Source organism: Methylobacterium sp. E-025, assembly GCF_022829705.1.
In the GTDB taxonomy this organism is placed as follows: domain Bacteria; phylum Pseudomonadota; class Alphaproteobacteria; order Rhizobiales; family Beijerinckiaceae; genus Methylobacterium.
Genome location: NZ_JAKSYR010000077.1, coordinates 20,106 through 32,244, shown reverse-complemented (window position 1 = coordinate 32,244; position 12,139 = coordinate 20,106). Strand labels below are relative to the sequence as shown.

Annotated in this window: 22 protein-coding genes; 7 read left to right on the top strand and 15 right to left on the bottom strand. The window is 68.9% G+C overall.

The genetic code is table 11. The features are described from left to right. A partial coding sequence (locus tag MKK64_RS08760) for a hypothetical protein (protein WP_243933662.1) occupies positions 1 to 216 on the top strand: 216 nt, incomplete at its 5' end. A 103-nt stretch (positions 217 to 319) separates the two neighbouring features. Here the strand turns inward: MKK64_RS08760 and MKK64_RS08755 are convergent. The 7 genes from MKK64_RS08755 to MKK64_RS08725 all read right to left on the bottom strand — a co-directional run bounded on the left by MKK64_RS08755 (position 320) and on the right by MKK64_RS08725 (position 3,464). Continuing rightward, entirely contained in the window at positions 320 to 544 is a 225-nt protein-coding gene (locus tag MKK64_RS08755) for a hypothetical protein (RefSeq protein ID WP_147859059.1), read from the bottom strand. After that, positions 541 to 912: a hypothetical protein gene (locus MKK64_RS08750; protein ID WP_147859060.1), complete on the bottom strand. Its 372-nt coding sequence runs from the start codon at positions 910 to 912 to the stop codon at positions 541 to 543. Before MKK64_RS08750 ends, MKK64_RS08755 begins: the two co-directional genes overlap by 4 nt. Positions 913 to 1,197: 285 nt before the next feature. Then, positions 1,198 to 1,539 carry a hypothetical protein gene (locus tag MKK64_RS08745; RefSeq protein WP_243933655.1) on the bottom strand — a complete coding sequence of 114 codons (342 nt, stop codon included), beginning with the start codon at positions 1,537 to 1,539 and terminating at the stop codon, positions 1,198 to 1,200. 81 nt (positions 1,540 to 1,620) lie between these two features. Continuing rightward, complete coding sequence (locus MKK64_RS08740; protein WP_243933653.1) at positions 1,621 to 1,908, bottom strand: hypothetical protein; 288 nt, start codon at positions 1,906 to 1,908, stop codon at positions 1,621 to 1,623. A 143-nt stretch (positions 1,909 to 2,051) separates the two neighbouring features. Next, on the bottom strand, positions 2,052 to 2,189 hold the full coding sequence (locus tag MKK64_RS08735; RefSeq protein ID WP_187274779.1) for a hypothetical protein: 138 nt from the start codon (positions 2,187 to 2,189) through the stop codon (positions 2,052 to 2,054). Between the two features lie 292 nt (positions 2,190 to 2,481). After that, a complete protein-coding gene (locus MKK64_RS08730; RefSeq protein ID WP_147842437.1) occupies positions 2,482 to 3,228 on the bottom strand; it encodes a Crp/Fnr family transcriptional regulator in 747 nt (248 codons plus the stop codon). Beyond that, the gene (locus MKK64_RS08725; RefSeq protein ID WP_147842438.1) at positions 3,225 to 3,464 is read right to left on the bottom strand and encodes a DUF6894 family protein; all 240 of its coding nucleotides are present in this window, start codon (positions 3,462 to 3,464) and stop codon (positions 3,225 to 3,227) included. Before MKK64_RS08725 ends, MKK64_RS08730 begins: the two co-directional genes overlap by 4 nt. Positions 3,465 to 3,614: 150 nt before the next feature. Here MKK64_RS08725 and MKK64_RS08720 point away from each other — a divergent pair, with 150 nt between their 5' ends. Continuing rightward, the gene (locus MKK64_RS08720; protein ID WP_243933650.1) at positions 3,615 to 3,983 is read left to right on the top strand and encodes a chemotaxis protein CheB; all 369 of its coding nucleotides are present in this window, start codon (positions 3,615 to 3,617) and stop codon (positions 3,981 to 3,983) included. Here MKK64_RS08720 and MKK64_RS08715 read toward each other — a convergent pair. Continuing rightward, complete coding sequence (locus MKK64_RS08715) at positions 3,980 to 4,228, bottom strand: hypothetical protein (protein WP_147859064.1); 249 nt, start codon at positions 4,226 to 4,228, stop codon at positions 3,980 to 3,982. The genes MKK64_RS08720 and MKK64_RS08715 overlap by 4 nt on opposite strands. Before the next feature lie 113 nt (positions 4,229 to 4,341). Between MKK64_RS08715 and MKK64_RS08710 the strand changes: the two genes are divergently transcribed. Further along, complete coding sequence (locus MKK64_RS08710) at positions 4,342 to 4,818, top strand: heme utilization protein (RefSeq protein WP_243933648.1); 477 nt, start codon at positions 4,342 to 4,344, stop codon at positions 4,816 to 4,818. Positions 4,819 to 4,893: 75 nt separating this feature from the next. Here the strand turns inward: MKK64_RS08710 and MKK64_RS08705 are convergent, their stop codons facing one another. The 5 genes from MKK64_RS08705 to MKK64_RS08685 form a co-directional block, all read right to left on the bottom strand. Beyond that, complete coding sequence (locus tag MKK64_RS08705) at positions 4,894 to 5,085, bottom strand: hypothetical protein (RefSeq protein WP_243933646.1); 192 nt, start codon at positions 5,083 to 5,085, stop codon at positions 4,894 to 4,896. Positions 5,086 to 5,287: 202 nt separating this feature from the next. Continuing rightward, a complete protein-coding gene (locus MKK64_RS08700) occupies positions 5,288 to 5,476 on the bottom strand; it encodes a hypothetical protein (RefSeq protein WP_243933644.1) in 189 nt (62 codons plus the stop codon). A 367-nt stretch (positions 5,477 to 5,843) separates the two neighbouring features. Next, positions 5,844 to 6,143 (bottom strand): hypothetical protein, encoded by a 300-nt coding sequence (locus tag MKK64_RS08695; RefSeq protein ID WP_243933641.1) that lies wholly within the window; start codon positions 6,141 to 6,143, stop codon positions 5,844 to 5,846. A gap of 33 nt (positions 6,144 to 6,176) precedes the next feature. Then, the gene (locus tag MKK64_RS08690) at positions 6,177 to 6,521 is read right to left on the bottom strand and encodes a hypothetical protein (RefSeq protein WP_243933639.1); all 345 of its coding nucleotides are present in this window, start codon (positions 6,519 to 6,521) and stop codon (positions 6,177 to 6,179) included. Positions 6,522 to 6,608: 87 nt separating this feature from the next. After that, a complete protein-coding gene (locus tag MKK64_RS08685) occupies positions 6,609 to 7,040 on the bottom strand; it encodes a hypothetical protein (protein ID WP_243933637.1) in 432 nt (143 codons plus the stop codon). A 278-nt stretch (positions 7,041 to 7,318) separates the two neighbouring features. On the opposite strand from MKK64_RS08685, the gene MKK64_RS08680 reads away from it, so the two are divergent. The 3 genes from MKK64_RS08680 to MKK64_RS08670 are packed head-to-tail and all read left to right on the top strand — an operon-like array spanning position 7,319 to position 9,996. After that, complete coding sequence (locus MKK64_RS08680; protein WP_147842444.1) at positions 7,319 to 8,071, top strand: NUDIX hydrolase; 753 nt, start codon at positions 7,319 to 7,321, stop codon at positions 8,069 to 8,071. 31 nt (positions 8,072 to 8,102) lie between these two features. Further along, positions 8,103 to 9,092, top strand: coding sequence for an SPFH domain-containing protein (locus tag MKK64_RS08675; protein ID WP_243933635.1), 990 nt, complete (start codon positions 8,103 to 8,105; stop codon positions 9,090 to 9,092). A 10-nt stretch (positions 9,093 to 9,102) separates the two neighbouring features. Beyond that, on the top strand, positions 9,103 to 9,996 hold the full coding sequence (locus MKK64_RS08670; RefSeq protein WP_243933633.1) for a hypothetical protein: 894 nt from the start codon (positions 9,103 to 9,105) through the stop codon (positions 9,994 to 9,996). 12 nt (positions 9,997 to 10,008) lie between these two features. On the opposite strand, the gene MKK64_RS08665 is transcribed toward MKK64_RS08670, so the two are convergent. Further along, positions 10,009 to 10,452 (bottom strand): PACE efflux transporter, encoded by a 444-nt coding sequence (locus MKK64_RS08665; RefSeq protein WP_147842447.1) that lies wholly within the window; start codon positions 10,450 to 10,452, stop codon positions 10,009 to 10,011. 89 nt (positions 10,453 to 10,541) lie between these two features. Here MKK64_RS08665 and MKK64_RS08660 point away from each other — a divergent pair, with 89 nt between their 5' ends. Continuing rightward, positions 10,542 to 11,450: a LysR family transcriptional regulator gene (locus tag MKK64_RS08660; RefSeq protein WP_147842448.1), complete on the top strand. Its 909-nt coding sequence runs from the start codon at positions 10,542 to 10,544 to the stop codon at positions 11,448 to 11,450. Between the two features lie 35 nt (positions 11,451 to 11,485). Here MKK64_RS08660 and MKK64_RS08655 read toward each other — a convergent pair whose 3' ends face one another. Continuing rightward, complete coding sequence (locus tag MKK64_RS08655; protein WP_243933631.1) at positions 11,486 to 12,130, bottom strand: hypothetical protein; 645 nt, start codon at positions 12,128 to 12,130, stop codon at positions 11,486 to 11,488. Between the last annotated feature and the right edge of the window lie 9 nt (positions 12,131 to 12,139).

Here is a 12,139-nt window from a genome sequence, read left to right as displayed (position 1 = left end):
GGCGAACGTGAAGGAGCTGGCATGGCCGACAAGGCAGACGTGACGACGTACATCCTGAAGCAGGCGCTGGCGGCCAAGGTCGGCGACCACGTCGAGATCGCGGTTGAGGCTGAGGACGGGACGCGGTTCAAGATCCGCTCGACGTCCGAGCAGCTCGACGCGCTCGTGGGCGACCTCGACGGCATCCTCGATGCCGACGACGCCGACGCTGCTTAAGGCTTCCCAAAAACGGTCCGCCTCCGCATCCGCGGGGGCGGACCCGTGCCCCGTTCGACCGAGGCGTCCGGCGGCTCGACTGCACCGGGCCGGCCGCCACGCCTCACGGTCTCAGGCCGGCCGCGCGAAGTTCCCGCTCGACGGCCTCGTAGACCAGAGCCATGCCGTCGTCTGTCGGCGCGGCCTGCTTGCCGGACACCGTCGTCGGCTCGACGCGGTCCGCGACGGTCCGCGGCGGGTGCCGTGTCCGAAGCTCGGCGTACTCGACAGGGTGCTGCGGCCCTGCTCCGGAGAACAGCGACTTGAGCTTTTCCCACGCGCGCGTCATGCGGTCGCCGCCTGCCGCATCGGTCCGGCCGCACGGGACGCATGCATCCTTTCACGCCCGGCTCGCGACGACGATGTGCCTGCGATCTCCCGAAGGAATGCGGACACCGCGCCATCGGACAGCCACGCGTCGACGGGGCGGGACGTCGGTTTCTCCGGCGCCTGCCGGGCAGAGGCCACGTAGCTCCTCGCGATGAAGGTCGAGCGCGTCATGGTATGGGCCGGGTCGGTTCGCGGCGTCGCCGCCTTGAGGAACGGCTCGCTTCCCGGCACCCCGTCGAACGCGGCGATCTCGGTGTAGACCGGCCAGCATCCGAACCCGCCGCGGTCGTCGGCGAGATCGCAATCACCGTAGGCGATGTCGAGCACGGGGGTACCCACACCCGTGGTTGGCAAACGTAATGTCGGCTCAACGTCACATAGAGATGGCCGGAATAGCAACCCTCTATCGCGGGTGAGATCTGCATGAGGCGACGACGCTCGGCACTGACGACAAGCTCAAGCCGACGTCTGCAGCGACAAGCCTGTCTCCGCGGCGGCGGCCGTCGGATCAGGCAGTGTCCGATCGACGATCTTCGGCAAGTCCGGCTGCCTGCTCTGGCGCATCTCGAGTCAAGCACCCGCGCGATGCTGGACTTCCACCCGAAGGCAGCGTCACGCTGCGATGGCCGGGGACGTCATCGTCGCGGATTGACTCTCGGCCACCTTCCGGCTCGCGGCATCGATCGTCTTGCGAAGGATGACGATCGTGTCCTCGACCGCGGTCTGGGTCGACAGTTTCGCCCCTTCCGGGCCGGTCAGCGTTCGCAGGGCGCGCACGAGCGAATGCTCGAAATGGTCCAGTGCCTCTTCGGCGCGGCTTCCCGACAGCTCTCCGAGCCGCACCAGGGCGACCTGCAGGGCGACGCCGAGAAAGCCCTCGATCGCCCGCTTCTCGAAGGTGGCGCTACGGTCGACGGTCATGGTTCGATCTCCCGAAGCATCGTCCGTGATCACTGGATCACGGACGACGCTTCATCGTGTTGTGAGATGGCATTGTCTTCACGCGAGCCGGCATCCGTCTCGCTCGAAAATGCTCTAGGCAGCGCGCGCCGACGACCGGCGACCATGCGCCTGGTCCATGATCTCGGCGACGCGCTCGCCGACCGCCAGAGCGATGGCGTTCGAGCGTTCGCCTTCGGCGCGGGTGCGGCAGACCCCCGTGAGGACGTCGGTGACGCGCTGCTCCATCACGGCCAGCAAGGCGGCGGCCGCCTGCGGCTGCGCCCCCTGTACCACCGCCGCGAGGTCGTAATAGGCGTCCTCGACGAGACGGAGCGTGAGGCGCTCGACCGCCTGTTCCTCGGATTGCGCAAGACCAATCACGTCGGCACCCGTTCTCGTCGATCTACTGACGCAACTTTCGATTGTAATGGTTAACAAGTGGTGAACGTGCCGTCGGTTCGGTCGAGAGCGGCAGGACACCTAAAGCGGACGGCGTCACGTCGGCGGAAGGCCGCAAGGTCGCCCTAAAAGCTCAGGAGCCGGCGGATCCGGTGAGGCGAACGGGTCCAGCGATCGTCGGGATCGCCGCGGCTGGCGACAGAGGCCACGGCGACCATCAGGGCGCAGGGCATGATCAGTGCGGCGATCAACGGCAGATACATGGACCGACCACAATCGTGAGTTGTCCGAGGTGTCCCGTGTGGTGGTGAACGCTTTGTTAAAGCCGCGGCGTCCCGCCGTCTTTTGCTTGCCGAACCCTGCATCGTGGCCGACGATGCTTCGCCTTTCACATCGTCTACGTGCCGTCTTCATTCTCAGCTTGCCGCCCCCCGTGACGGCATTGCCGGCATCGTCGTGCGCCATCCTCTCGGGCCAAGTTTCGGACGCGCCTCTCCGACGCGCGACGGCGACCGCTCCGGCGTGCCGGCGTCCGACCGATCAGACGATGTGCAGTCAGACGATGTGAAGGTAGGCGGGATCGAACTCGGCGACCGTCTCGAGGCCGTCCCAGTCGTGGATGATCAGCTCGCGACGGTGAAGCGTCACGAAGCCGAGCTTCCTGAGTTCCTGCAACGAGCGGTTCGCGTGCACGGAAGACAGGCCCAAAGCGTCGGCGAGTTCGGCCTGGGTCAGCGGCAGCACGTACCGGAAGTCGTCCGCCACGCCGACCGTCCTGAGCCGGATGTACATCTCGCAGAACAGGTGCGCCATCCGGCCGACCGCCTGGCGCCGCCCGAGGCTGATCACCCGCTCGCGGCAGCGCGTGGCATCGATCAGCGTATCGCGCCACAGGGCCATCGCGAGGGAGGTGTTCCGCTCGATCAGCGCGCGCATGTCGCTGTGCGCGACGAAGGCGACCGTGGTCTGGGCGATCGCCACGAGCCCCTGGTCCATCACGTGCAGGTGCAGGCTCTCGATGTCCGGGATGTCGCCGGGCACGTAGAAGGCGAAGATCTGGCGCTGTCCGTTGGCGAGGCTGCGGCAGCGATACGCCCATCCGTCCATCACCAGGCAGCACTGCTTGGGCACGTCGCCTTCGTGGACGATGCTGGTGCGTCCGCCGAAGGTTCGCACCGTGAACGACAGGTTCTCGATGTCGGCGCGATCCCGAGCCGAGATCTGCGCCGTGCTCTTCAGCTTGCGGATCAGCCATGACGCTGGGGCGACCGATGGGAGGCCCGGGTCGGGGGCGTCGCTCACCGATCGACCAACCAGAGGCCGGTCAGGCTCAACGTCGTCGTGAACACCGGATGCCGGTCCGCATCCCTGGCGATCACGGTGAAGGTGTGCCGGTCGCCGTTCCCGGTCTCGAACCGTGCGATCTCGGGAAGGATCTGCATGGCGGCACTTCGAACCGCGTCGAGGTCGGCGCATTCGGTTCCGGTCTCGTCGATCCGAAGGTCGCCGTCCGCGATGTCGAAAAAGTAGCGTGGCAACGTCGTCTCCGATGGACGGGAGGCAGGCACCCCGATCGGCAAGCCATGGCTGGCGATCGGGGCGCCTACGAGCCGCATAGCGAAGGCGACGCGCTTTCACTCCATCATAAGTTAAATCGCGCAATGCTGGGTTGATGCAGGCTCGACGCGATGGGCTCGGTCGGCATCATCGCCGCCTCGACGGGCGGTCTCGCTCCGCTTCGGCAAGTCGTCGGCGCACGCCCGGTCCCGAGTACTGAATTCGGCTCGACCGCGGACCCGTTGTTCATCGCGGCAGCCGAAAGCCACGGCGAGCACGCCGTCGGCATCGTGCTCCGCGGCTACGCCGGCGACGGCGCTGAAGGCCTCCCGATCATCGAGGAGCACGGCGGCGCGGCCCTCGCTCAGAGACCCGAGGACGACGCGCAGCCCTCGATCCCCTGGGCGGCGATCCTCGCCGACCGTCCCAATGCCTGCCCGTCGGTCGAGGCGATCGCCGACCGGGTGTCCGCGCGTTGGCGCGGGCAGGCGGACGGCTAAACGGCCGACAGCCGCTTCGTGTTTTCGGCGACGTGCTCGCGGTATCGCGCGACGACGAGTTCGGGCGAGCCGCCCATCATCAGGGTGCCGGCGGCCTCGATGCTCGCCTGAATCTTCTCGGCCACCATCGAGTGCATCTCGGCCATGCCCTCGCGGCCGCCCCAGGCTAGCCGCACGAGGCGCAGCTCGATCACCTTCTGGGATTCGAAGGCGAGCATCATCGACGAGAAGAAGGGATTGTACACGGGACACTCCACACCGCTGACAGGTGCGGCGGGGGATCAACCGGCCCAAGCGCCGAAAAGGTCCGCGGCCCCAACGCCATGGTTGCCGGCTCGTCGAGAGATGGCGAGCACGGATGACGAGCGTGGAAACCCTTCGGCCGGCTCCGCCGTATCCGTGGTTTCCGGCCTTCCCTCGGCCGCCCTCACGCGAAAAGCGGCTCATGTCTCGTATCTCCGTCACCGTTCTCGCCGGCTGCGTGCTCGCAGCCCTGCTCATTCCGGCCGAAGCCGCGCGGAAGAAGGTCCGGGTCCCCGATCGGTTCGACGGCTCATGGACCATCACGGCCGTGACCGAGGAAGGGCCGTGCCCGGCGAGCACGCGCTATCAGGTTCAGATCAAGGACAGCGACGCTTCGATCCCAGGCGACGAGATCGACGTCGACGGCGGCGTCTCGCAGGGCGGAACCGTGCAGGCCACGATCGTCAAGGGCGCGAACCGGGTGCCGATCGCGGGAACCCTCGACGCCGCGGGCAGCGGCAGCGGAACTTGGCGCACCACCGGCGGCATCGTCGGTTGCAGCGGACGGTGGAGCGCCAGGCGCGCCGGCTAGGTCGCTCGACGCTTCGGCCGTCAGAGCCGGATCGCGGTTGGCGATCGTGCCGCGGATCTCGCAATCCGGAACCTTTCAGCCGCGCTCGCAGGTCGCGTGCTCGTCGGAGCCCTCCGGGTAGGGATTGGCGCCGATCGGCTCGCCATGATCACGGGCGTGGCGACCTTCCTGGCTCACGAAGACGGAGACGGTTGCGGAAACGACATCATGCACCTCCGGGCGACGCCGACGATGCGGAAAGATCGTCCAGCACCGGCTCGTCTTCATCCCTGGGCTCCTCACCGGCGTTGACGTGCCAGCCCGAGGGGCGGGAAATCGACGAGGAAACCGAGTTCACGCCGATCTCGAACTTCGGTCGCCGACGGGATCGACGGCTCGGCGGATCCGCAGGAGCAGGGACGGAAGTGGATCGGACCTCACCGATCCTCGCGGCGCCACCGACGATGCGGCCGAGCCCGAAGGCGAGCCGTCAGCCGAAGAACGATCCCACGGACGGCAGGGCCGCGCTGGCTTCGACCCTGCGGGCGGCGACGCGAACGTGCGGAATGCGGGTGAGAGCGTCCCCGTACTGGGCGCGGATGTGCTCCGGGACGAGCGGCAGTGCCTTCAGATCGGCGGAGGTGATCCGGGCGGCGGCGCGGTGTTCGAGGTTCGACATGGCGGATCTCCGGTTCGGGGACACCGACGGTGTAGCTGTCAGCGCTTGCGTTGCACCATAGATGGGGCTCGCAGTGCTGCGGTGCAGCGAGAACGGCTGCCGCGCGGCGATCTGTCCGTCCCGAACGAAGCCGATCTCAGAAGCTTTCCGTCGATCGCACGGCAGGCGCCGGAACGCATGCCCGTCCACCATGACCTGCTCATGAAGCCTCGGCTTCGCGAACCCGCAGACCCTCTCCATGCCGCGGGGCGGAGATTGGGTCGATTTCGGATTTGACTGAGGAACGGGAAGTCGACGCATGAAAATGGCCCAGCAGGCCAGAGGCTGCAGGGCCATTGGATCGGACGTCTGAGATCGCTTTCGGGCTTCAGCAGTCGTTGCTGCCCGGCTTCACCACTTGGCCCTCGGCCGGTTTCTGCTCGCCGTCGGCGGGCTTGGTGCCGGCACCGACGTTGTTCAGGGCACCGACCGTTCCGGGGGTCTCAGCCTTGGCGCCGGGGGTCGTCTTCGCCGTCGAGGTCCCGTCGGCCATCGAGCTCTTGTCGGCCGAAGACGACGTGCCCTGGTTGTTGGTGGTCGTGCCCACCGCACAGGGGGCTGCGACGGACGCGCCGGCCGTGAGCATCAGGATGGCGGCAGCGCCAGAAAGGGTCGTGAAATTGGTCATGTTTCCTCCGGAGATATGCCGAGAGAAGCCGGCCTACGAACGATAGTTCCGAAACGGCCGCAGGAATCGGGCAAGACCTCTTGTCTCGTCCTGCTCCTCCGCTTCGCGAACGATCTCCTTCGCCGCATCGTCGGCGCGACCCCTGATCCCTCGATCGAGACCGGGCGCGCTGTCCAGGCCGTGCAGCGCCTGAAGCAGCATCGGCGGCAGGGCGATGCGATGCTCCTGCAGCAGGAGTGCTGCATCGTTCAGTGCCTTGACCTGCGCCTCCGGAATCGGGCGATTCATGATCTGCGCGTCGAGCACCGCATCGGACAAGATTCCGATCAGGCGCAGGACTTCGGACATCTGCGCGGTGTCTCCCTGTTCGCCCGCCATGATCCACATTCCACTCGAGGTCGACGCACGCCGGGTTCGGAGCCAAGCTCCGGAAGAGAATGCCGCGAAGCCGAGGACGCTGCGTCCTCAGTTCTGTCCCGTGCATTCCGCGTTGAACGGCCCGAGGACGATATCGCCCTGGTTCGGGTTGTTGACGGTGAAGGGCGCGGTGTCCTTCGTGCCGACGAAACCGGGGCCGAGATCCGGCTGGAAGAAGCCGTCGCCGAACTTCATGTAGCAACGGTCGAGGACCGCCTCGTATTCGAGGTGGATCTTCGTGGCTTCCCGCCCGCCCGCGACCGACTGCCCGAGGCGGCCGAGCGGTGCGCAGTAGGCCGTCAGATCGACGTGCCCCGGCTGCGACAGCCGCACGGTGGCGAAACGCCCCGGCTTCACGACGAAGGCAGGCCCACCATCCTGGCTGGCGACCAGCACGGCGGCGGAGCGATTATAGACCCGCCTCAGGCAGTCCGCCGAGGCGGTGCTCGTCCACCCCACCACGATGACGGTCGAAGCCATCAGGGTTCGGGCGCAGGCGGATCGGGTGAACATCATGACACGTCTCTCGGTGGTTCCGGGAGGCAAACGCCAAAGACGCTGCCGTTCAGCGTCATCAACGCGAAACCAGCGGTTGCGATCAAATTTTGCTTTCCGCAGCCGTACGCGACGCGCCGCACGCCGAAGCCGCCCTTGCCGCACGGGCAATTCGGCCTGCGAGGACGGCGCATCACCCCCCGCGCTTGACATATATGTATCTTGAATATTAGTTAGATTCATAACGGATATATGGTGCTGCCGTGAGCGAGACCGAATTCCTGGAGGCGTACGATCCCGCCGCGTTCGCGCGGCCGGCGCTCACCGTGGATCTCGTCCTGCTGGGGCTGAGCGAGGGCCGCCCGGCCGTGCTCCTGATCGAGCGCTCGCAGCACCCGCATGCCGGCCGGTGGGCGCTGCCCGGCAGCTTCGTCGCGATCGACGAGCCGCTCGACGCGGCGGCCGGGCGCATCCTGCGCGAGAAGGCCGGCTTCGGCGCGGACGAGGCCGCCCGGACGCATCTCGAGCAGCTCTACACCTTCGGCGCCGTCGACCGGGACCCGCGCATGCGCATCGTCTCGGTCGCCTACCTCGCCCTCCTGCCCGAGGCGCTGTTCACGCAGGTGCTGATGGGCGATGCCGGGTTGTCGGCAGCCCGGATGGCGGTGCCCGGGGAGAGCGAGGCGGGCCGCCCCGTCGCGGTCTTCGCCGCACGGGATCGGGCAGCGCGCACGGCTCTGCCGCTCGCCTTCGACCACGCCGACATCCTGGCTCTGGCGATCCTGCGGCTGCGGGGGAAGCTCGATTATTCTGACGTCGGCTTCGCGCTGCTGCCGGAAACCTTCACCCTACGGCAGCTGCAGGACGTGCACGAGGCGATCCTTGGCACGACCCTGAACAAGCCGGCCTTCCGCCGCCGGATGCTCGATCGGGGCTGGCTCGTGCCGACGGGTGCCCGGGAGACCGGCACCTCGTTCCGTCCCGCCGAACTCTACCGCTACCGGAAGCCGCTCTGATCTGCGGCTCCACCCCCACGAGGAGGGTCCCATGGCTACGATCCGCAACATCGGTCCGGTCGCGCAACTGAAGAGCGAGGCGAGCAGCCACGTTATCCGCTACCGCAACGGTCGCATCCGGCAGAGCGGGCGCGGCCTCGTCTTCTGGTTCCGGCCGGAGACCGCGAGCATCAGCGAGGTGCCGATGGACGACCGCGAGATGACGCTGTTCGTGCGCGGCCGCAGCCGGGACTTCCAGACCATCGTGGTGCAGGGGACGATCGGCTGGCGCGTGGTCGACCCGGAACTGCTGGCGAGCCGGGTCGACTTCTCGCTCGGGCTGCGCACCGGCAGGCCTCAGGGCGAGCCGATCGAGCGCATCGAGGCGCGTCTCGGCGGCATCGCCGGCCAAGCGGTCCTGCAGGCGATCGGCGGGAACCCGGTCGGCGGCCTCCTCGATGCCGGCCCCGAGCCCCTGCGCGTCGCCCTCCAATCGGTCCTGGAGGCGGCGCCGGCCCTGGCGGAGATCGGCATCGCGGTGGTCTCGGTGCGGCTCACCAACCTGGCGCCGTCGAGCGAGCTTGAGCGCGCGCTTCAGACGCCGACCTTCGAATCCCTTCAGCAGAAGGCGGACGCGGCGACCTTCGCGCGGCGCGCCCTCGCGGTGGAGAAGGAGCGGGCCATCGCGGAGAACGAGCTCGAGACGCGGACGGAACTGGCCCGGCGCGAGGCGCTGCTCATCGCGCGGGAGGCTGAGAACGCCCGCGACCGTGCCGCCGGCCTCGCCGAGGCGCAGGGGCTGGAAGCGGCGGCCAAGGCCGAGCGCATCCGCCTCGTGGAAGGTGCCCGGGCGGAGGCCGAGCAGCGCCGCGCCGCGATCTATCGCGATCTCCCGCCGGCCGTGCTGCTCGGGCTGGCCGCGCGCGAACTCGCGGGCAAGCTCGAGACGATCGAGCACGTCAACGTGACGCCCGACCTGCTGGCCGCCGCCTTGGGCGAGTTCCGCAAGCTGGTGCCGCCGCTCGCGGCCGCCTCGCGCTAGGCGTCGTGCCATGCCGGTGATCACCCCGCGGGCGGTGTTCGTTATCCGCGACACCGATTACGAGGCCCTGCTCGCCCGCCACGCCACCCGCGGGCAGGCCCGCTTCTTCCTGGAGAGCCGCGGCCAGAGCCTGGCCGAGGTCGAGGCGCGCCACCTCAGGTTCCACACCGTGCTAGGGCAGGCGCGGGCGGCGGTGCCGGGGGACTGGCGGCAGGCTCTGACCCGGCGCGTCGACCTCGATCGCTTCCTGTTCGCCCCCGAGGACGTCGTCGTGACGGTGGGCCAGGACGGGCTCGTCGCCAACGTGGCGAAGTACCTGCGCGATCAGCCGGTGATCGGCGTCAACCCGGACCCGGACCTCTACGACGGCGCCTTGGCGCGGATCGCGGTCGGGCGCCTGCCCGCGCTGCTCCCGGCGAGCGTCGCCGGGGCGGCCCCGGTGGAGCGCCGCACCATGGTTCAGGGCGTGCTCGACACCGGCGAGCGGCTGCTGGCGCTCAACGAGATCTTCGTCGGCCATCGCAGCCATCAATCGGCGCGCTACCGGATCGAGGCGGCGGGCATGGCCGAGGACCAATCGTCGAGCGGTCTCATCGTCGCCTCGGGGACCGGCCTGACCGGCTGGGCCCGCTCGATCGGGGAGGCGACGCACCTCACGGTCGGTATCGGAAGCGAGGAGGCGGCGGTCGGCTACTGGGTGCGCGAGCCGTTCCCGAGCGTCGCCACCGGCACCGCCGTGCGGGCGGGCAAGCTGAAAGGCACGGCGCTGGCGGTGACCTCGCGGATGAACGAGGGCGGCGTGGTCTTCGCCGACGGGATCGAGCAGGACTTCATCGCCTTCGACTGGGGCCGGCGGGTCGAGCTCGGCCCGGCCGACCGCGCCCTGACCCTCGTGGTCGCGTAGCGTCGCCGCGGCTCAAGCCGAGGGCTCCGCCGCGGCGTCGGCCCAGCTCTGCAGCGGAAACGTCCGGTCGTAGGCCAGATTGAACAGGAAGGCGTAGGCCACGTAGAAGCCCGCGATCGCGAGATCCATCACCAGAGCCTCGACGAGGCCGATGCCGAGATACCAGGCGATCGGCGGCAGCAGGATCACGAGCAGCCCGGCCTCGAACAGCACGGCGTGCGCCACCCGCAGGGGGAGGCTCTTGCGCGTATGCCCGACCAGCCGCTGCATCGCGCGGTCGAAGCCGAGGTTGTAGGCGTAGTTCCACGCCATCGCGACCAACGCGCTTCCGACGCCGATCACGCCCATGTCGGCGGCGTGCAGCCCGAACAGCAGGGTCCCGAGCGGGATGATGAGCGCGAGCCCGATCACCTCGAACAGGATGGCATGGCGGATGCGGTCGCGGGTGGTTCGCATGGTCTGGCCCGAAAAAACCTCGTTGGTCGACCGCGTTCTATCTGCGATATCCGGCCCGGCAAGTTGGTACGTATCTCGGAAACCGATGGATGGCGGTCTCGCTCGATCAGCTTCAGGCCTTCGTGGCGGCGGCCGAGGCCGGGTCCTTCTCCGGCGCCGCCCGCGTGCTGCGGAAGGCGCAGTCGGCGGTCAGCACGCAGGTGGCGAACCTCGAAACGGATCTCGGCCTGGCCTTGTTCAGCCGGGCGGGCCGGAACCCGGTGCTCACGCCGGCGGGGGAACGGCTGTTGCTGGAGGCGCGGGTGGTGCTCGACCGGCGGGAGCACCTGATCGGAGTCGCGAGCAGCCTCGAGCAGGGGGTAGAGAACCGGCTCGTGGTCGCCATCGACGAGCTCTATCCCGAGCACGCGCTCGGCGCGCTCTTCGCCGACTTCGCCCGGCACTTCCCATCGGTGGAACTGGAGCTGCTCTTCCCGCTGATGGAGGACGTCAGCCGCATGGTGCAGTCCGGCGCCGCCGACCTCGGAGTGATGTGGCGCCAGGAGGTCTTGCCGACGGAGCTCGGCTTCCAGACCATCGGCTGGGTGCCGCTCAAGCTCGTCTGCGGGCGCGATCACCCGCTGGCGAAGGCGCGGGTCGCTTGGGAGGAGCTGAAGCGCCACCGCCAGATCCTCGTCGCCGCGCGCGGCGACGGGCCGGAGAAGCGCCGCCTTCGCGTGGCCGCCGAGGTCTGGTGGGTCGAGAGCCACTGGGTGATCCTGGAGATGGTCAAGCACGGGATCGGCTGGGCCTTCGTCACCGACCACGTCATCGCCGCCTCGCAGACCGCGCCGGACCTCGTCACGCCGGACCTGCAGTTCGACAAGGGCGACTGGCCGATCGCCCTCGAGCTGGTCTGGCACAAGCAGCGGCCTTGCGGCCCCGCCGCGGCCTGGCTGCGCGAGCGCTTCGCCGCGGAGCGCGTCGGCAGCCTAGCGGGCGACGACCGGCCGCGCTGAGGCCGGCCGCGTTGAGGTAAGGGCGCGCGGCGCGGTCAGGGCTCGGCCCACGCCGCCCGCACCGGCCCGGTTGCGGTATCGGGCTTGGCATCGCCGATGAAGATCACCACCGGGCCGTGCTCGGCCCGCCGCGGATCGTAGAAGTCGAGGAGGTCGGGGTACCGGCGCTGGATAAAGTCCGGGCGCAGGCCCGCGCGGCGCAGCAGGTGGTCGATCACGACCTGATCGCCGTGCACCCCGTTGGGGACCGGGCCGCACGAACCGGCCCGCATCCAGCGTTTGGGCTCGGCCGCGAACGCGGCGTGGAGGAAATCCAGCTCGCCCCCGTCCCAGCGCAGCAGGGCGCTGGAGAGCCGCCCCTCGTGGAAGTAATCCTCCATCGCGGCGAGCCCTGGCTCGGCCAGCGCATCGCATGGCCCGGTGAGGACCGTGTCGAGGTCGCACAGCAGCGTCGGTCCCCGCGTCAGGCCGGGGCGGAACGCCTCCATCTTCGCCCACCAGGCCGGCCAATCGTGCCGCAGCGGAACCCGCTCGACGCCGGCGACGGCGAGCGGAAGGTCCGTGAGGCAGAGGATCCGCTCGAACGCCGGGGCGTGGCGGCGCACGCCGCGGGCGAGGCGCTCGACCCAGGTCGCGTCGTAGCGGCCGCCGCCCTTCAGGACGGTGACGATGGTGGTCATGCGCGGAAC

Bases quoted from the DNA above. Each gene is read 5' to 3' on its own strand.
- MKK64_RS08660 (WP_147842448.1), top strand. From the start codon at position 10,542: ATGGCGGTCTCGCTCGATCAGCTTCAGGCCTTCGTGGCGGCGGCCGAG.
- MKK64_RS08755 (WP_147859059.1), bottom strand. From the start codon at position 544: ATGACGCGCGCGTGGGAAAAGCTCAAGTCGCTGTTCTCCGGAGCAGGG.
- MKK64_RS08655 (WP_243933631.1), bottom strand. From the start codon at position 12,130: ATGACCACCATCGTCACCGTCCTGAAGGGCGGCGGCCGCTACGACGCG.
- MKK64_RS08720 (WP_243933650.1), top strand. From the start codon at position 3,615: ATGGGCTCGGTCGGCATCATCGCCGCCTCGACGGGCGGTCTCGCTCCG.
- MKK64_RS08705 (WP_243933646.1), bottom strand. From the start codon at position 5,085: ATGAAGACGAGCCGGTGCTGGACGATCTTTCCGCATCGTCGGCGTCGC.
- MKK64_RS08695 (WP_243933641.1), bottom strand. From the start codon at position 6,143: ATGACCAATTTCACGACCCTTTCTGGCGCTGCCGCCATCCTGATGCTC.
- MKK64_RS08700 (WP_243933644.1), bottom strand. From the start codon at position 5,476: ATGTCGAACCTCGAACACCGCGCCGCCGCCCGGATCACCTCCGCCGAT.
- MKK64_RS08685 (WP_243933637.1), bottom strand. From the start codon at position 7,040: ATGGCTTCGACCGTCATCGTGGTGGGGTGGACGAGCACCGCCTCGGCG.
- MKK64_RS08665 (WP_147842447.1), bottom strand. From the start codon at position 10,452: ATGCGAACCACCCGCGACCGCATCCGCCATGCCATCCTGTTCGAGGTG.
- MKK64_RS08735 (WP_187274779.1), bottom strand. From the start codon at position 2,189: ATGTATCTGCCGTTGATCGCCGCACTGATCATGCCCTGCGCCCTGATG.
- MKK64_RS08670 (WP_243933633.1), top strand. From the start codon at position 9,103: ATGCCGGTGATCACCCCGCGGGCGGTGTTCGTTATCCGCGACACCGAT.
- MKK64_RS08690 (WP_243933639.1), bottom strand. From the start codon at position 6,521: ATGGCGGGCGAACAGGGAGACACCGCGCAGATGTCCGAAGTCCTGCGC.
- MKK64_RS08710 (WP_243933648.1), top strand. From the start codon at position 4,342: ATGACGAGCGTGGAAACCCTTCGGCCGGCTCCGCCGTATCCGTGGTTT.
- MKK64_RS08675 (WP_243933635.1), top strand. From the start codon at position 8,103: ATGGCTACGATCCGCAACATCGGTCCGGTCGCGCAACTGAAGAGCGAG.